We start from the raw sequence: 17259 nt of genomic DNA, 5'->3' as shown, positions 1-17259 counted from the left end.
TTCCGCGAGAGAAGTCGCCTCTCGCGGAACCGGCCCGTCGGTCGGCTACCGCCGCTCGTGCACCCGCACCACCTTCAGGTGCGGCGAGCGCGCGATGTCCTTCTCGCAGAACCGGGACGTCACCCACCGCTCACCGGAGAACAGCCGCGTCTGGTCGCTGTAGTGCGGCGAGTTCGGGTTCGAGGACTGGGAGTACGTGAGCAGCGTCCGGGCCACCGGGCACCGGCTGTCGTTCCAGCCGACGGCCTGCATGTAGCTGGAGCCGGCCGACACCTCGGTGTAGCCGTCCGCCGCCGGGTTCCACACCGGCTCGATCTTGTTCCAGATGCCGAGCGACTCCGTACCGCCGCCGACCGGGATGCGCTTCCCGTTCCGTAGGACGAACTGGTGCTTGCCCAGCGGCGCGTCCAGCGCGATGCCCGCCACGCGCAGCTCCGTCACCGTGTCGGCCAGGGCTTGGCCCAGGCCGGGGGCGGCGGTGTTGAGGCCACGCGGGGTACGCACCGGATCGGCCGGGTCGAACGGCACCTTCCACCGTTCCGCCGCGGGGAGAGCCATCACCTTGCGCCAGAACCGGTCGAAGAGCAGCGCGCCCCGGCTGTCGCTGTCCACGCTCCGGTCCCACCGCCGCAGCACCGGGCAGGCCGCCGACACGTCGACCGCCGTACCGTTGCCGCCCACGGCGGTCCCACCGGGCAGCGCCGCACACCACTGCGCCACGTCGGCCGCGACCAGATCCCCGGCGGGCACCCGGTTCGCGAACTGCTGGCGCTCCAGGTCCCCGACGCGCAGCCGCCCCTGCTCCGCCATCGCCGTGACGTCCTCGACCGCGCCCCGGGTCCGCATCGACCGCTGGGTGGCGGTCGTACCGAACACCCGCTCGTAGCCGGTCAGCGGCCGGTCGGCGTTGGTGAGCCAGGCGCTGTCGTTGGAGTTCTCGACGTACGGAGCGTTCTTCAGCGTCGGCATCCGGCCCGGCCCGAAGATTCCCGGCTGCACCGCGTCCCGGTCGCTGTCGAGCGCGCACGCCGCCTTCGAGCCGTCCAGCACCGCGAGACCGGCGGACGGGTAGGTGGCCCGGCCCAGCGGCGTCGAGCAGCGGGCCGCCAGCTCGTCCGTGATCCTCGGCAGCACCTGCGACTGGGAGAAGAAGGAGTTGCCCGACCGGTCGGCGGCGATCGTGTTCACCCACGGCAGCCCCTGCGAGCGGTGGAGCGACCGCTCGATCCCGGCGGTGGAGCGGGCCTTGCTGAAGCCGAGCGCGGTATCGGCGGCACGCAGATTCGTGGCGTTCGGGTCGTTGAGCGCGTACGCGGTGGTCGCCGTCCACGGCAGCGGGAGCGCCGCACCGAACGCGGTGACTACCGGGCCGTACCGGGTCCACCACTGGCTCCGGGTCACCGGCGTCCCGTCCTTCACCGGGACCGTGACCGTACGCTGCTTCATCCGCTCCGGCACTCCGTCCACCAGGTAGACCGTGGGATCGGCCGGATCCAGCGTCAGCTGGTGCAGGTTCAGCGGGACGCCGGTCGCCACGGTGTGGCTCCAGGCCACGTCCGCGTTGTGGCCGATCGAGACGGTCGTCGAGCCGAGGAGCGAGCCGCCCGCCACGTTCAGCTCGCCTGGGATCGTCTGCTGCGACTGCCAGAAGCGGCGGCCGCCGTTCCACGGGTAGTGCGGGTTGCCGAGGAGCAGGCCGCGCCCGTTGGCCGTGGTCGAGCCGCGGAAGGCGACCGCGTTGGAGCCCATGTCCGCGTTCCGCGTCGACAGGAGGCGCTCGGCGGCCGCCGCCGCCTCCTTCGGCGTGACTCCGGCGGCGGGCGGTGCGACTGTCGGCGGCTGCGCGGCCGTGATGCCGTCGATGCCGCGACCCTGGCCACCGAGCACGGCCAGTGCGGCGCCATGCGCCGCCACGTCCAGCGCGGTGACCGGCCGGACCCAGGAGGCGCCGCGGCAGGCGGGATCGGTGATGCGGTGACGGTTCCGCGCGAGCCACGTGTTGTATCCGGCGGCGAACCCGCGCATCGACTCCTTGACGTCCCGGCTCGGACCCGCCGGCGCCGGAACCTTCAGCAGCCTCTCCACCGTCCCGCTGTTCCGGACGCCCCGGAAGAACAGATCGCTGGAGAGGTTCTTGGTCGCGGAGGAGAGCGAGCCGTCCGGCGCCGCGTCCGGGCCGAAGTACTTCGACCGCTCGCCGCGCACCGTGACGAACCCCTCCGCCAGCGTGCACACCTGGTCGGCGGCCTGCGCCCAGCCGGTGCCGAAGCCGAGGTTCGCGTAGTCCTTCGCCACGATGTGCGGGATGCCGTACTCCGTGTACCGGACGGTGGCGGAGAGCCCGCCGCCGGACAGGTGCCGGGCCTCCGGACCTCCGGAGGCGGCGGCCGGCGGCAGCGACGCCGACACGGTGAACAAGGCGAGAGACGAGACCGCGAACAGTCTCAGACGGTTACGGAAGGTCAAGGGTGTTCCTCCCAACAAGGCGGGCGGCCAAGGAGGTTGCCCGAACCCGCCGGGCAGCCACGCGCCACTCAGCCAGGACGCTCGTCCATCTGTCAACCGTCTGGTCGGTATCCAGCCGCTCCGATGTCCCGGATCGCTCGCCGGCATCCTCCGACACTCCCGGACGGCCCCTTGACCCGCCGCGTCCGGCCGCACAGGATCACGCCATGACCGGTGTACGCAGCAGTACCGTCGACGGCGTCCTCACCCGTAGCGCCCGCCGCACCCCGGAACGTATCGCCGTGCGCTACGGCGACCGGGCCTGGAGCTACGGCGCCCTGGACGCGGCGGTCTCCACCGCGGCCGCCGTCCTGACGGCCGAACACGCGCTGCACCCCGGCGACCGGGTGGCCTCGTACGCCCACAACTCCGACGCCTATCTGATCGGCTTCCTCGCCTGCGCCCGGTCCGGCCTCGTCCACGTCCCGGTCAACCAGAACCTGACCGGCGACGACCTGGCGTACCTCCTGGACCAGTCCGGCTCCGCTCTCGTCCTCACCGACCCGGACCTGGCGGACCGCGTCCCGGCAGGCCGTCCCGTACGTGTTCTGCGCGATGCCCCGGGATCGCTCCTCGACGCCCTGGACACCGCGAGGCCCTTCACGCCGGAGCGCGCGCCCGGCTCCGGCGATCTGGTGCAGCTGCTCTACACCTCCGGGACCACCGCGCTGCCGAAGGGCGCGATGATGACGCACGGGGCCCTGGTCCACGAGTACGTCAGTGCGATCACCGCGCTCGGCCTGGCGGCCGGTGACCGGCCCGTGCACTCGCTGCCGCTCTACCACTCGGCCCAGATGCACGTGTTCCTGCTGCCGTATCTGGCGGTCGGCGCGGAGAACATCATCCTGGACGGGCCGGACGCCGGCCGGATCTTCGACCTGGTCGAAGCGGGCCTGGCCGACAGCCTGTTCGCCCCGCCCACCGTCTGGATCGGCCTCGCCAACCACCCGGACTTCGCCGTCCGCGACCTCTCGGCCCTCCGCAAGGCGTACTACGGCGCGTCGATCATGCCCGTACCCGTCCTGGAGCGGCTCCGCGTCCGCCTGCCGCACCTGGCCTTCTACAACTGCTTCGGCCAGAGCGAGATCGGTCCGCTCGCCACCGTCCTCGGTCCTGACGAGCACGAGGGCCGGATGGAGTCCTGCGGCCGGCCCGTCCTCTTCGTGGAGGCCCGCGTCGTCGACGAGGAGGGCCGCGAGGTGCCGGACGGCACACCGGGCGAGGTGGTCTACCGCTCACCGCAACTCTGCACCGGCTACTGGGACAAGCCCGAGGAGACGGCGGACGCCTTCCGCGACGGCTGGTTCCGCTCCGGCGACCTCGCCATCCGCGACGCCGAGGGCTACTTCACCGTGGTCGACCGGGTGAAGGACGTCATCAACTCCGGCGGCGTCCTGGTCGCCTCCCGCCAGGTGGAGGACGCCCTCTACACCCACCCCGCCGTCGCCGAGACCGCGGTCATCGGTCTGCCCGACGAACGCTGGGTCGAGGCCGTCACCGCCGTCGTGGTCCTGCGCGGCGAGGCGAGCGACACCGAACTCATCGACCACGCCCGCGAGAAGCTGGCCCATTTCAAGGCGCCGAAGCGGGTCGTCTTCGTGGACGAGCTTCCGCGTAACGCCAGCGGCAAGATCCTCAAGCGGCAGCTGCGGGACCGGCTGGCCTGACGGGCCGCGTAACAGACACCGAGCCCGCCCTCCCCACGGACGGGGGAGGGCGGGCTCGGTGTCGTACCGGTGCTTACTTCAGACCGTTGCTGATCGCGGTCACGAGTTCGCCGTTGGCGGTGTCGCCGTTGAACTCCCAGAAGAACGCGCCACCCAGGCCCTGGCTCTTCGCCCAGGCCATCTTGGTGCCGACGGTCGCCGGGGTGTCGTAGCTCCACCAGTCGTTGCCGCAGTGGGCGTACGCCGTGCCGCCGACCGTGCCGGTGGCCGGGCAGGTGGTCTTCAGGACCTTGTAGTACTGGTTGCCGGGCTCGACGCCGGCCGCCGGGCCGGAGGCGGAGCCACCGGGAGCGGACTGGGTGACGCCGGTCCAGCCGCGGCCGTAGAAGCCGATGCCGAGCAGCAGCTTGGAGGCCGGGACGCCCTTGGCCCGCAGCTTGGCGATTGCGTCCGCCGAGTTGAAGCCCTGGGCCGGAATGCCGGGGTACGAGGTCAGTGGGGAGTGCGGGGCCGTCGGACCCTGCGCGGCCCAGCTGCCGAAGTAGTCGTACGTCATCACGTCGTACCAGTCGATGTACTGCGCGGCGCCGCCGTAGTCGGCCGCGTCCAGCTTGCCGCCGTTGGAACCGTCCGCGGTGATGGCCGCGGTGAGCAGGTTGTTCGGGCCGAACTTGGCGCGCATGGCCTGCATCATGTTCTTGATCGACGCCGGGCCGCTGCTGTCACAGGTCAGACCACAGGCGTTCGGGTATTCCCAGTCCAGGTCGATGCCGTCGAAGACGTCGGCCCAGCGCGGGTCCTCGACCAGGTCGTAGCAGGACTGCGCGAACGCGGTCGGGTTCTGGACGGCCTGGCCGAAGCCGCCGGACCAGGTCCAACCGCCGAAGGACCACAGCACCTTGATGTGCGGGTACTGCGCCTTCAGCTTGCGGAGCTGGTTGAAGTGACCGCGCAGCGGCTGGTCCCAGGTGTCCGCCTTGCCGTCCACGGAGTTGGCGGCGGTGTAGGACTTCTCGTAGTCCTCGTACGCGTCGCCGATGGTGCACTTGCCGTTCTGCACGTTGCCGAAGGCGTAGTTGATGTGCGTGATCTTGGACGCGGAGCCCGAGGTCACCAGGTTCTTCACCGTGTACGAGCCCCAGTTGGTGAAGTAGCCCAGGTTGATCTTGCCGCCGCCGGGGTTCTCGCCGCCACCGCCGCCGGTGGTGCGGACCGCCGTGGCGGCCGAGGCCGGGCCGGTCTGGTCGGCGGTGTCGCGGGCGACCACGGTGTAGTTGTAGTCGGTGCCGGCGGTCAGACCGGTGTTGGTGTAGCTGGTGCCGGTGACCGTCGCGACGGTGGCGCCGTCGCGCTTGACGTCGTAGTTCTTGATGCCCTTGTCGTCCGTGGCGGCCGCCCAGGACAGCTTCACCGAGTTGTTGGTGATGTCGCTCGCGGTGGGCTTGCCGGGTGCGGAGGGGGCGTTGTCACCGGGGTTGGTGGAGCCGCCGTCGCAGGGGTTGCCGTTGAGCTTGCAGCCGGAGGGCGCGCCGGAGCCGGAGCCGTTGAAGCCGAAGGAGGCGGACGCGCCGGGGGCGAGGGTGCCGTTCCAGCCGAGGTTCTTCGCTGTCCAGCGGTTCGCGGAGTTGGTGACGGTCGCGTCCCAGGCGGAGGTGACCTTGGTGTTCGCCGGGAAGTCCCACTCGACGGTCCAGGAGGAGAGCGTGGTGGTGCCGGTGTTCTTCACCGTCCACCTGCCCTCGAAGCCAGAGCCCCAGTCGGAGGCCTTCGTGTACGTGGCGGTGGCCGAGGTCGCGGCTTCCGCGGGGCTGGCGAGGCCGACCATGGCGGCCAGCGGGAGGAGCAGTGCGGTCGCGCCCGCGAGGGCTTTGGACCGCTTGTTCGGGCTGGTGCTCCGGGTCGATCTGGCTCTGCGCCATCGTGCGTCGGTGCTCAAGGAAGGCTCCTCGGGTGAACTCCGGAGGCCATGGGGGGTCCCTGGCCTGGCAACCCTGCGTGGCCTCGAGCACGTGCTGTCTCTTCTCGGCACCCCCGCAGTGTTGCCGTGACACTAGGAAGGCCTAGACCAATCGTCAAGAGGTCTGGACCAAAAGATCGTTGAGCTTCAGAAGATGTCGGTCGGCCGGTCGTCGCGTTCTCGCTTCTGCGAGACTGTCCGCTTGCTCACCTACAACGTCCGCATGAACACCAAGTGCGCCCAGGCGTACGGACTTTCCGGCACCGACGCGCGCCTCGCCCAGATAGGCGAATGGGTCATCGGACGGGACGGCGGCACGAAGCGCCCCGACGTGCTCGCGCTCCAGGAGGCGTACTGCAAGGAGGTCAGTACGGGACCGGAGGGGAACGGCGAGAGGCTGGAAAGGGCCTTCCCGGGTTACCGGATCGCCCAGAAGCAGGACCAGCGCTGGATTCTGTACAGCACCGCGACCCTGACGAGGACCGACGGCGTCGCGGTCGGGGTCGGGGAGCCGCAGCCCGACACGAAGGTCTTTCCCTGGGCACAGTTCGCGCGTAAGAGGACGAACCACCGGATCACGGTCGTCAACGTGCACCTGACGCACTCTGAACCAGGTCTTCGAGCGGCACACCGGCCGCCTCACCGACGCCGTCCCGGTGGACCGCCGGACGAGCACGCTCCACCGGACGGAGTTCACCACCGCCTACAGCCCGGTCCTGGGACCGTCGGCGGGACCCGGCCGGGGTTACCGGAACCTCCCCATCGATCACCTCTTCCACGGCACGGGCCTGCGCTGCGTCGTCGGTGCCGGAGAGGTCTACAAGGACCGCGGAGAGCCCGAGCGGGTCACCAGCCAGGCCGAGGAGGACGCCAGGTGGGCGAGGTCCACCGCCGGCGGTCCGACCACAACGCCGTCTACGCCGAGCTGAGCTGGAGCGCGGACCGCTGCTGAACCCGGCACAGCCGCCGGTAGGCGCCCGCCCCCCGGCAAGCCTCACAGCTGGTGGCGGACCCCGGCCTCCTGCTGAGCCTCGGTGAGCTGTTCGCGCAGGTCGCCCTCGATGGACTCGCGGGCCTTGCCGCGGCGGAAGAGCGGCAGCACGGTGCGCTGTTTGCCGTCCTCGACGAGCAGCGCGAGCCCGCCGTAGAGCGCGAAGACCCCGATGCCGAGACCGGTCCAGCCCGCCGCGACCTGGAGCGCGTTACCGAGGCCCGCCTCATAGAGGCCGGTGAGGGCGAAGCGCACCGCGGTGAGGGTGAGCAGGACGGCGAACAGGGGCTTGGACTGCGCGGCCGCACCGGCGAGCGCGAGCACGAACGGGACGAGGGCCAGGAGGAAGACGGCCTGGGCCACCACCGGTTTGCCGGGCGGCGAGTCCAGGGACGTCACGCTCGTCCCCGCCCAGGCGGCACCGAGCAGCAGCAGCGCCGTGCCGGCGCCCGCGTCGCGGGCCAGGAAGGCGAAGATCCCGCCGACGAGCTGGAGCGGCACGACGAAGATGAGGACGAGGAGCAGAAGGATGCTGCTCTGCGCGGCCGGTACCCAGCCGAGCTGGAGCGAGGACAGCACCGTGCTGCCCATGCCGAGGGCGAAGAAGCCCAGCGGCAGCGGGCTGGCGATCGGGCGGAGCACGATGCGCGTGACCGCGTCGGCGGTCAGCGGTTCTGAAGGGCCGTTCGGGCCGGAATCCTGGGACACCGCGCAAGCGTACGAGTACGGGACCGGCTCCCGGTCACGGCGTCGCCTCCAGACCTCGCCCGCGCCCCGCCGGCCGGAGATCGGTGCGCCGGTGGAAGGAAGGGAGCGCGGCGCTCGTCACAGGCGTCCCGCCTCCACGATCCGCCGCAGGAACTTCCGCGTACGCTCCTCCCGAGGCGCGCCGAACACCTCGTCCGGTGTCCCGCGCTCCAGCACCACCCCGGCGTCCAGGAAGCAGACCTGGTCGGCGACCTCGCGCGCGAAGGCCATCTCATGGGTCGCGATCACCATCGTCATGCCCTCGTCCTTCACCTCGCGGACCAGGCCCAGCACCTCGCCGACCAGCTCCGGGTCCAGGGCGGCGGTGATCTCGTCCAGGAGCAGCAGCCGGGGCCGTACCGCCAGCGCCCGGACGATCGCCGTACGTTGCTGCTGGCCGCCGCTGAGCCGGTCCGGGTACTCCTCCGCCTTCGCGCCGAGCCCGAGCCGCTCCAGCAGCTCACGGGCCTGCCCTTCGGCCTCGGCGCGGGAGAGGCCGTGGACGCGTTGCGGGGCGAGGGTGATGTTCTGGAGGACGGTGAGGTGCGGGAAGAGGTTGTACGCCTGGAAGACCACGCCGATCCGCCGGCGCACCGCGTCCGCGTCCGTCCGGGGGGCGGTGATCTCCTCGCCCTCCAGCCAGATCGCGCCGTCATCCACCTCTTCCAGAAGGTTGGCGCACCGCAGCAGGGTCGACTTCCCGGAGCCGGAAGCGCCGATCAGCGCGGTCACGGTGTGCGGCGCGACCTCCAGGTCCACGTCCCGCAGCACCAGCGACGTACCGAACGACTTGCGGACCGCCTCCATCCGCAGCACGGGCGCGGTGCTCATACCAGTCCTCCCTGGGCCCGCCGCCGGTCCATCCGGGCCGTCACCCAGTCGGTGAGCCGGGTCATCGGGATGGTCAGCGCGACGAAGACCAGGCCCGCCACGACGTACGGCGTGTAGTTGAAGTCCTTGCTGGCGATGATCTGCGCCGCGTACACGGCGTCGACCGCACCGGCGATCGAGACGAGACCGGTGTCCTTCTGGAGCGAGACCAGATCGTTGAGGAGCGGCGGCACCACCCGGCGTACCGCCTGAGGCAGCACGACGAACCGGAGGGTCTGGCCGCTGCTCAGTCCCAGCGACCGCGCGGCGGCCCGCTGCGAAGGGTGCACGGACTCGATGCCGGCCCGGAAGACCTCGGCGACGTACGCCGAGTACGTCAGCACCAGCGCGGCCCCGCCCAGCAGCACCGGATCGTTGGTCACACCCTCCAGGCGCAGCGCCGGCACGCCGAAGACCACCATCAACAGGCAGATGATCAGCGGCAGTCCACGGAAGAAGTCCGTGTACGCGGTGGCCAGCGCCCGGATCGGGAAGAACACCGGACCGCGCAGCGTACGGGCCACGGCCAGCAGCAGGCCGAACGCCAGCACGGCGCTGCCGCACACTGCCAGGAGCCGCAGGTTCAGCCACAGGCCCTCCAGGACCTGCGGCAGAGCGACGCGCGCGTAGTGCGGGCTGAAGAACGTCTCCTGCGTACGGTCCCAGCCCGGCGATCCCGTGATCAGCAGGAACAGGGCGACGCCCGTCACCAGTGTGCTGGTCGCGGCGATCGCCGTCGCCCGCCGGGTGCGGGCCCGACGGTGGCGCTCGCGCGCGATCCGGCGCTCGGAGGGGACGTAGGTGCCCTCGCCGGGCAGCGCCTCGTGCAGCGTCACTTGAGCACCGGCGCGTCGACGGCGTCGGAGAGCCACTCCTTCTCCAGAGCGGCGAGCGTGCCGTCCTTCCGCAGGGCGTCCACCGCGCCGCTCACGCAGGAGGTCAGCGTGGACTCCTTGTCCAGGACCAGGCCGAACTGCTCAGGGTTATCAGCCGAGTCCGGGAACTGGCCGACGACCTTCGCCTCCGTCACCTCGGCCCCGGTGATGTAGAACGCGGTCGGCAGGTCCACCACGATGGCGTCCACCTGGCCGGTCCTCAGAGCCGACTTGGCGAAGTCGTTGCGCTGGTAGACGGCCGGCTTCGTGTCCGGCTTCACCAGGTCGTTGATGAACTCCAGGCTGGTGGTGCCTACTTGGGCGCCGAGCTTGACGTCCTTGAGATCGGCCACGCTGGTGGCCTTCGCCGCCTTCGACGACTTGAGCGCGACGACCGCCTGGCGTACGTCGTAGTAGCCGGAGGAGAACGCCACGGCCTTCTTGCGGGACTCGCTGATGGAGACCTGGTTGATGTCGAAGTCGAACTTCTTGGCGCCGGGCGCGAACGCGCTGTTGAACGGCGTGTGCTGCCAGACCACCGCGTCGCGGCCGTAACCGAGCTGCTCCGCCACGGCGTACGCCACCGCCGACTCGAACCCCTTGCCGTTGGACGGCTCGTCGCCGGAGAACCACGGCGCGTACGCGGACTTGTCCGTGCCGACGGTCAGCTTGCCCGCGACCTCGGTGGCGAGCCGGCCCGGCGCGCACGCCTCGGTCGTCGCGCCGGCCTGACCCGCGGCCTTCGGCTTCTCCTCCGCTTGCGGCGCGCAGCCGGTCAGCGCGGCGCAGAGGACGATGGCGGAGCCGACGGCGGTGACCAGGGAACGGGTGGCGAGATGCATAGCGGGAGACTGGCAGTGCCCGGGCCTTTCTGTCGAGATTTTCGAGCAGGTGTCCGCATAGTGGGAACGGGTGTTGCGGTGGTGTGAACGCGCCGGTCACCGGGCTGTCCACCTCGCCCTGAACGCGCCGGTCACCAGGGCTGCTCACCCCGTACCGGACTCCCGCAGATCCACGATCCGCCGGATCTTGCCCACCGAGCGCTCCAGCGACTCCGGCTCCACGATCTCGACCGCCACCGAGACCCCGACCCCGTCCTTCACCGCCGCCGCGATCGCGACGGCCGCCTTCTCCCGCTCCGCCGCCGTCGCGTCCGCCCGCGCCTCCGCCCGTACCGTCAGCGCGTCCAATCGGCCCTGCCGGGTCAGGAGAAGCTGGAAGTGCGGAGCGACGGCAGGTGTACGCAGCACGATCTCCTCGATCTGCGTCGGGAACAGGTTCACCCCGCGCAGGATCACCATGTCGTCGCTGCGCCCGGTCACCTTCTCCATCCGGCGGAAGTTCCGGGCCGTGCCCGGCAGCAGCCGCGTCAGGTCCCGGGTGCGGTAGCGGATCACCGGCATCGCCTCCTTGGTGAGCGAGGTGAAGACCAACTCGCCCTCCTCGCCGTCCGGCAGCACCTCACCGGTGAACGGATCCACGACCTCCGGATAGAAGTGGTCCTCCCAGATGTGCAGCCCGTCCTTCGTCTCCACGCACTCCTGCGCCACGCCGGGGCCCATCACCTCGGAGAGCCCGTATATGTCGACGGCGTCGATGGCGAACCGGTCCTCGATCTCCCGGCGCATCGCCTCGGTCCACGGCTCCGCGCCGAAGATCCCGACCTTGAGCGAGGTCGTGCGCGGGTCGACGCCCTGCCGTTCGAACTCGTCGAGCAGCGTCAGCATGTACGACGGCGTGATCATGATGATCTCGGGCCGGAAGTCCTGGATCAGCTGCACCTGGCGCGCGGTCATTCCGCCGGAGGCCGGGATCACCGTGCAGCCGAGCCGCTCGGCCCCGTAGTGCGCGCCGAGCCCACCGGTGAACAGCCCGTATCCGTACGCCACATGGACCTTGTGGCCGGGCCTGCCGCCCGCAGCGCGGATGGACCGGGCGACCACGTCCGCCCAGGTGTCCAGGTCGCGTTCGGTGTAGCCGACGACGGTCGGACGGCCGGTCGTGCCGCTGGAGGCGTGGATGCGGCGGACGTCCCGCTCCGGCACGGCGAACATGCCGAAGGGATAGTTGTCGCGAAGGTCGGCCTTCGCCGTGAACGGGAAGCGGGAGAGGTCGGCGAGCGCACGACAGTCCTCGGGCCGCAGCCCGGCGGCGTCGAACGCCGACCGGTAGAACGGCACGTTCTCATAGGCGTGGCGGAGCGTGGTGCGGAGCCGTTCGAGCTGGAGGGCCTCCAGGTCGGCGCGGCTCAGCTGTTCCGCCGCGTCCAGCATGGCTGTCATCAGGGCCCTTCCTCTCCCGAAGCGGGCGACCGATCATTCGGTCGATCTTGTCAGGAGTAGTAATTCAGGAGGCCGGGGGCGCTGGCAAGGGGGTGCACCCCCGGATCGGCTCGTGGCGAAGGCCGGTGCCGGCTCGGCGCGCGTTCCTGTTGGATGGACGGCATGCCGACCTTCTCCGCGTACGATTCGGCAGTACTGCTTGATCGCAGCTCAGACTCTCGAGGTCGCAGGCTTGTCACCTGCAGAACGATGGGACGAGTCAGGTGGCACGGCCTTCTACTGGCCAAAGGGTGACACTGCGCTCGCTCATGGACCCTGGATGAATGGAATCGTCGTGTTTTGGGGCACCAGAAGCACACGTCGCGGCTGGGGTTGCGCGTCCCTTGATGCGGCCGGCAACCCCTTGTTTGAGGCCATGACCTGGCTCCCTCTTCCTCCCTCTGTTACCCCGGGTCTGCTGGCCGAACATCTCCGGTATCTGTTCGACAAAGGTGTTGTAGGGCGTGATTTTGAGCGCTGATAGAGCCATCCATGTGTCCCGTCATAGCCACTCGTTGAGGACGGCGACCAGCACGGTCGCTTCATAGCGGACGGCGAGTTTGTCATACCTGGTGGCGACAGTCCGGTGGCGCTTGACGCGATTGATCCCGCACTCGACCGCATGGCGCTCGCGGTAGTCGACCGGGTCGAAGCGCGGCGGCCGGCCGCCGCGGGCGCCGAGCTTCTGGCGGTCGCGGGCCTGGTCGACCTTGTCGGGGATGGTGCGGCGGATCCCACGGCGGCGCAGGTAGGCGCGGTTCCTGCGGGAGGCGTACGCCTTGTCCGCCCGCACACGGTCGGGGCGGACGCGTGGCCGGCCTGGCCCGACGCGGGGCACACGAACCCTCTCCAGCACGGGCTCGAACTGTGGCGAGTCCCCGCGTTGTCCTGCCGTGATCACAACCGACAGGGGCTTCTGGCCCTGCTCGACGGCCAGGTGCCAGCAGCCGGGACGCAGCTGCGCTGGAGTGCGCCGAAGCTGGTCGCGGCTGCCACACGAGCGTGTGCGAGGCGCGACCGTCCGCGCACTGCATGTCCTGGCACCCGCGCCCGTAAAGGCAGGCCCCCTCACGGCGGCCACCCAACCGGTCCCGCAGCCGATCGCCCCCGGCGCACCGGTGCAGCGGGCAGATCCGCCGGAGGGCTACCGCGAGGCATCGCCGCCCACCGCACCACCAACCGGCGGCACACGCACCCCGATACCCAGGCCGCCGCCGAACGGGAGCTGCTCGTGCGGCTCACGTCCGCTCGCGCGGAGAGCACGCCGGTAACGCAAGAGCTGTGACCGTGTTGATCGGCTCACCTGCGCTCGAGCGGAGGTGAGCCGCCGAGCCCGGCGTACGCACCGTCCGGGCCCTGGTGCTCTCCGCTCGCGCGGGGATGATCGGGGGCGGACCAACCGGGCGTCCGCTACTTCCCGCGCCCGGGGGGGATGTGCCCGAATGATGTTCCGCCCGGACGCGTACCGGTCGCTGGAGCGCTTCGCTGTGACGGGGCGGCCGCGGTGTGAACGGGCTCGGCCTGGGGCCGTGCGGGTGCGTCAGATCTGAACGACGGCCTGGTCACGTATCCAGCCCCGGCCGTCGGCCGCCGCGTCGGTGGTGACGAGAACGTAGCCGTACTCGTTGTATCCGGCGCCTTCGCAGGTCGAGGCGCCGACTATGTCACCGGCGTGCTTGGTCTTGACGACCACGCTGTTCGGATTCGGGTTCTCGTACACTCCGGCGGTCGGCCACAGGACTTTGTACTGGCATCCCAGCGCTGCGGAAGCGCCGGCTGCGGGGCCGGCGGCGAGGACACCGGCGCAGCTGAGTGCAGCGGCCAGAACGGTGGTGGTGAGACGGGTCATGCGCATGGTGGTGATGCCCTTCAGGAGCCGACTACCTGTCAGCGCACAGAATCGCAGGACTGTCGCTCGCCTCCACACGTCTTCACCGGTTGCGCACCGGCGGGGTGGACTAGCTGCGCTTGCCGCTGACCGGGGGCCCGGCCCTGCTCGAGTGTTCGCGGCTCTCCGCGCCCGTTGGGATGGTCCCAGGTCGGACATGCTGGTGGCGAAGACCTTGCGCTGCTCCTTGCGCGTACGGGGAGCAGCGCACAAGGCCGGACACCGTCCACGACTGCACCGTCGAAACCCGGGCGGGGACGACATAGTCTTCCGCGCGATCGACGGCGATTCGCCGGGGCCGTGATGTGTGTCAGGGGTTCGGTCAGGCCGCGGGGTCGTCCGGGTCGGTGAGCTAGATGACGACGTCGACGTCGGTCATCTGGATCGCCTGCGTCTCGTCGACCTGCCGTGCTGGACGACGTGGAAGTGGCCCCGCTGGGGATGGCGCTTCTTGGGGGCGGCCGGCGGCCTGGGCGAGGACCTGTCAGGTGTCGGCTGTGACCCGCGCCAGGATCACCATGGCGAACAGCTCGCGGGCCGCGCCCCTGAGAACGGTGGACTGGGGGCGTCCGCCGAAGATGACGTGGACGTCGACAGATGAGTGTCCAGCGCCTCCAGGAGCCAGTCATGGGCCGTTCCGGGCGTCGGCTGAGGGTGGCCGCCCGGAGCGCCGAGCACCTCGGCCGTCAGCTCCCAGTACCGGTCGATACGCGGATCGGCCGCGAGCTGACCGGCGAGCCGACGGCGGAATCCGGGAGTGTCGCGGGTGCCGTACGTACTCGCGTACGCGTCCACGAACCCGTCCAGGGCCTCACCCGGACGGGGCGCCCCGCCCCGCCGCATCTCCCCGCCCGCCAGGTCGTACGCCGTCGCGAGACCCGCGTACAGCACGGCCGACTCACGGGCCCCGGCAGAGCTGTGCGCCCTGGGCTGGCACGGGCCGCCGCCGCTTTCTCCGCACGGCCGGGTCACGAAGGCGTACAGCCGGGCGAAGGCGAGCACCTGATCCGGGCGTGGGTCGTCGGGCGGCTGGGGTACCGCCGCCTCCAGGAACGCCCCGACCGACCGGGCGGGCATCCGGGCGGGCAGCCACGTGCGCCAGAACCGGACCAGGGCAGCGGTGCTCGGCGGAGCGGCCACCGCGCCGACCAGGCGCAGTCGGGCGGGCCGGTCCTCCGGCGGGCAGTCCCGCACCAGTTGGAGCGCGGCCTCCCGCCAGCGCAGGGTCCTGAGCTCGGAGCCGAGTACGCGCAGCCGGCCGTCGACCGCCGCCTCCAGCACATCGGCCGCGTCCCCGGCGTCCTGCTCGTCGAGGACGCGCCGTACGTCGGAGCATCCCGGAGTCCAGGTGGACGATCCGTGCGACCGACCGTGCCCGCCGGTCCGCCGCGCCCAGCGCCGGGTGGATGCCGTAGTCGTGGCCGACGAGCACGATGTCGCCGTCGCTCCCCACCGCCACCGAGTCGATCACCGCAATCACGTCCGCGATGTGCGTCTCCAGGTCGACGGCCTCGCCGGGACCGGCGGGGCGCCCCCCGAGCCCGGTGAGCGCCGCCGGACCACCTCGGCGCCCTGCGCGGTCAGTCGCGCGGCTGTGTCCCGCCATACGTGCGGGCCGGTGAACGCCCCCGCCACCAGGATGAATACAGTCATGGTTCCTCCTCGTCGCCTGCTCTTCCGCGCACCGGCCCGACTCGCCGGCAGCGCTCGCCGGTACCGTAGGAACTCCCCCTGAGGGAGGTTCAAGTGTTCTCGTCGTACGACGGCCTGTGCACGATCGGTGAGCTGGCCGAGTACGCGGGCGTCACCGTCAAGACCGTCCGCTTCTACTCGGACGGCGGGCTGCTGCCGGAGGCGTCCCGCAGCGCGGGCGGGCACCGCAGGTACGCCCCGGAGGCCGTGGAACGGCTGAGCCTGATCCGCTCGCTGCGCGGTCTCGACCTGCCGGTCGCCGCGGGACGGCGTCCCGGCCCTGGCTGCGCTGCCCGACCAGGGCCTGCGCGAGGAACTTACCGAAGGCGGGGGAGGGGACGGGGTAGGGCAGGCGGGTGAACTGCCGCCGCCCGCCCGGGACGCGTGGTCCCGCTGGGGGAGCACCGCCGGACTCTCCGAGGCGGCCCTCGACGGGCTCACCGCCCTCGCGGCACCGCAGCCCCTGGGCACACTCCGCCAGCCGCTGCGCCTCACCGGTGCTGTGGAGGCGGTCCCCGTGACCGGGGTGCTGTGCACGGGCAACGGGCCGGGCATCGAGCTGGTCCAGCTGATGGTGGACGTCGGCGAACCCGCGATTCAGGCCCTTGCCGACCCCCGGGTGACCTTCTTCGAACTGCCCACGGGCCACTGGCCGATGCTGTCCTGCCCCGTCGAGCTGGCCGAGGTCCTGACCGAGGCGGCAGCCGGCCGGGGCCACCGGCTGAAGCCCGCCGACACCGCCGAACCGCCCTCGCATCTGCGGCCGTTCCTCCTCGACGTACCCGAACGCCCCCGTGAACGGACCGGGAACACCGACCTGTACCTGCCCGAGGGGCCGGGCCCGCACCCCGCCGTGGTGTTCGTCCACGGCGGCCCCGTACCCGCCGGGGTGCGGCCGACGCCCCGGGACTGGCCGACCCTGACGGGGTACGCCCAGTACGTCGCCGGGCACGGAGCCGTGGCCGCCACCGTGGACCACCGGCTGCACGCTTTGACCGACTACGCGCGGGCCGCCGAGGACGTGGCCGCCGCGGTGGAACGGGTGCGGGCCGACCCCCGGGTCGACGCGGACCGGATCGCCCTGTGGTTCTTCTCGGGAGGCGGCCCCCTCACCGCGGACTGGCTGGCCGCGCCCCCGGCCTGGCTGCGCTGCCTGGCCGCCAACTACCCGATCCTGGCCCCGCTGCCGAGCTGGGGGGTGGCGGACGCCCGCTTCCACCCGGTGCGGGCGGTCGCCCGGGCGGGGAAGCTCCCGATCGTGCTGGTCCGGGCGGGCCGTGAGATGGTCGAGATCGCCGCGACCGTGGAGGCGTTCCTGACCGCCGCGAGGCGCTGCGGAGCCGACATCGAGGTGGTCGAGGTACCGGAAGGGCGCCACGGATTCGAGACCCTCGGCCCGACGGACGAGGCGCGTGACGCGGTACGCCGGGCGGTCGAGGCAGTGCTGGCCCGCCTGACCGCCTGACCGCCTGACCGCCTGACCGCCTGACCGCCTGGACACGGGACCGACCGCCTGACGACGGGACTACTCGATGACCAGCTCCACGTCGATGTTCCCCCGGGTCGCCTTGGAGTAGGGGCAGTAGGCGTGTGTGGCCTCGACCAGCCGCTGTCCGACCTCTCCAGTGAGGGAGTCCGGCAGCCCACGCGCATCTCCGAGAACATGGCGGCTCACCTCTGCTCGCGCAGAGAGCACCCGACCACGGGGACGTTCACGGTCCCGGTGAGCGGTTCACCTCTGCTCGC

At 71.2% G+C, this 17259-nt stretch carries 10 protein-coding genes and 6 pseudogenes; 4 read left to right on the top strand and 12 right to left on the bottom strand.

The features are described 5' to 3' along the window. Positions 1-45: 45 nt before the first annotated feature. Positions 46-2466, bottom strand: a complete 2421-nt coding sequence (locus tag ABZ267_RS08635) for a penicillin acylase family protein (RefSeq protein ID WP_356750729.1) — start codon at positions 2464-2466, stop codon at positions 46-48. 206 nt (positions 2467-2672) lie between these two features. Here ABZ267_RS08635 and ABZ267_RS08630 point away from each other — a divergent pair, with 206 nt between their 5' ends. Then, the gene (locus ABZ267_RS08630) at positions 2673-4172 is read left to right on the top strand and encodes an acyl-CoA synthetase (RefSeq protein WP_356750727.1); all 1500 of its coding nucleotides are present in this window, start codon (positions 2673-2675) and stop codon (positions 4170-4172) included. Between the two features lie 73 nt (positions 4173-4245). Here ABZ267_RS08630 and ABZ267_RS08625 read toward each other — a convergent pair whose 3' ends face one another. Next, the gene (locus tag ABZ267_RS08625; protein WP_356750725.1) at positions 4246-6108 is read right to left on the bottom strand and encodes a glycoside hydrolase family 18 chitinase; all 1863 of its coding nucleotides are present in this window, start codon (positions 6106-6108) and stop codon (positions 4246-4248) included. Between the two features lie 677 nt (positions 6109-6785). On the opposite strand from ABZ267_RS08625, the gene ABZ267_RS08620 reads away from it, so the two are divergent. Continuing rightward, a complete protein-coding gene (locus tag ABZ267_RS08620) occupies positions 6786-7058 on the top strand; it encodes a hypothetical protein (protein WP_356750723.1) in 273 nt (90 codons plus the stop codon). Positions 7059-7123: 65 nt separating this feature from the next. Here the strand turns inward: ABZ267_RS08620 and ABZ267_RS08615 are convergent, their stop codons facing one another. The 9 genes and pseudogenes from ABZ267_RS08615 to ABZ267_RS08575 all read right to left on the bottom strand — a co-directional run. Next, positions 7124-7828: a GPR1/FUN34/YaaH family transporter gene (locus ABZ267_RS08615; RefSeq protein ID WP_356750721.1), complete on the bottom strand. Its 705-nt coding sequence runs from the start codon at positions 7826-7828 to the stop codon at positions 7124-7126. 117 nt (positions 7829-7945) lie between these two features. Then, positions 7946-8698, bottom strand: coding sequence for an amino acid ABC transporter ATP-binding protein (locus ABZ267_RS08610; RefSeq protein WP_356750719.1), 753 nt, complete (start codon positions 8696-8698; stop codon positions 7946-7948). After that, complete coding sequence (locus ABZ267_RS08605) at positions 8695-9573, bottom strand: amino acid ABC transporter permease (protein WP_356750717.1); 879 nt, start codon at positions 9571-9573, stop codon at positions 8695-8697. Before ABZ267_RS08605 ends, ABZ267_RS08610 begins: the two co-directional genes overlap by 4 nt. Then, the gene (locus ABZ267_RS08600; protein ID WP_356750715.1) at positions 9570-10454 is read right to left on the bottom strand and encodes an ABC transporter substrate-binding protein; all 885 of its coding nucleotides are present in this window, start codon (positions 10452-10454) and stop codon (positions 9570-9572) included. The genes ABZ267_RS08605 and ABZ267_RS08600 overlap by 4 nt, the downstream gene beginning before the upstream one ends. A 144-nt stretch (positions 10455-10598) precedes the next feature. Next, positions 10599-11894 (bottom strand): phenylacetate--CoA ligase PaaK, encoded by a 1296-nt coding sequence (gene paaK, locus ABZ267_RS08595; protein ID WP_356750713.1) that lies wholly within the window; start codon positions 11892-11894, stop codon positions 10599-10601. Positions 11895-12435: 541 nt separating this feature from the next. Then, positions 12436-12873: pseudogene (locus tag ABZ267_RS08590) on the bottom strand (transposase); the annotation flags it as partial. Positions 12874-13473: 600 nt separating this feature from the next. Then, positions 13474-13782 (bottom strand): glycosyltransferase, encoded by a 309-nt coding sequence (locus tag ABZ267_RS08585; RefSeq protein WP_356750711.1) that lies wholly within the window; start codon positions 13780-13782, stop codon positions 13474-13476. A gap of 552 nt (positions 13783-14334) precedes the next feature. Continuing rightward, a pseudogene (locus ABZ267_RS08580) lies at positions 14335-15150 on the bottom strand (MerR family transcriptional regulator); the annotation flags it as partial. Positions 15151-15154: 4 nt separating this feature from the next. Continuing rightward, positions 15155-15474 (bottom strand): annotated as a pseudogene (locus tag ABZ267_RS08575) (alpha/beta fold hydrolase); the annotation flags it as partial. A gap of 93 nt (positions 15475-15567) precedes the next feature. Here ABZ267_RS08575 and ABZ267_RS08570 point away from each other — a divergent pair. Together ABZ267_RS08570 and ABZ267_RS08565 are read left to right on the top strand one after the other, a co-directional pair. Next, a pseudogene (locus ABZ267_RS08570) lies at positions 15568-15771 on the top strand (MerR family transcriptional regulator); the annotation flags it as partial. Position 15772: 1 nt separating this feature from the next. After that, a pseudogene (locus ABZ267_RS08565) lies at positions 15773-16978 on the top strand (dienelactone hydrolase family protein); the annotation flags it as partial. A 60-nt stretch (positions 16979-17038) separates the two neighbouring features. Here the strand turns inward: ABZ267_RS08565 and ABZ267_RS08560 are convergent. After that, positions 17039-17155, bottom strand: a pseudogene (locus ABZ267_RS08560) (Ohr subfamily peroxiredoxin); the annotation flags it as partial. Between the last annotated feature and the right edge of the window lie 104 nt (positions 17156-17259).

The sequence above is a fragment of the Streptomyces sp. NPDC006174 genome (genome assembly GCF_040614075.1).
Lineage (GTDB): Bacteria > Actinomycetota > Actinomycetes > Streptomycetales > Streptomycetaceae > Streptomyces.
The sequence above is the reverse complement of the archived record's forward strand: the minus strand, read 5'-3'. Positions and strand labels throughout refer to the sequence as shown.

Bases quoted from the DNA above. Each gene is read 5' to 3' on its own strand.
- ABZ267_RS08630 (WP_356750727.1), top strand. From the start codon at position 2,673: ATGACCGGTGTACGCAGCAGTACCGTCGACGGCGTCCTCACCCGTAGC.
- paaK (WP_356750713.1), bottom strand. From the start codon at position 11,894: ATGACAGCCATGCTGGACGCGGCGGAACAGCTGAGCCGCGCCGACCTG.
- ABZ267_RS08600 (WP_356750715.1), bottom strand. From the start codon at position 10,454: ATGCATCTCGCCACCCGTTCCCTGGTCACCGCCGTCGGCTCCGCCATC.
- ABZ267_RS08585 (WP_356750711.1), bottom strand. From the start codon at position 13,782: ATGACCCGTCTCACCACCACCGTTCTGGCCGCTGCACTCAGCTGCGCC.
- ABZ267_RS08610 (WP_356750719.1), bottom strand. From the start codon at position 8,698: ATGAGCACCGCGCCCGTGCTGCGGATGGAGGCGGTCCGCAAGTCGTTC.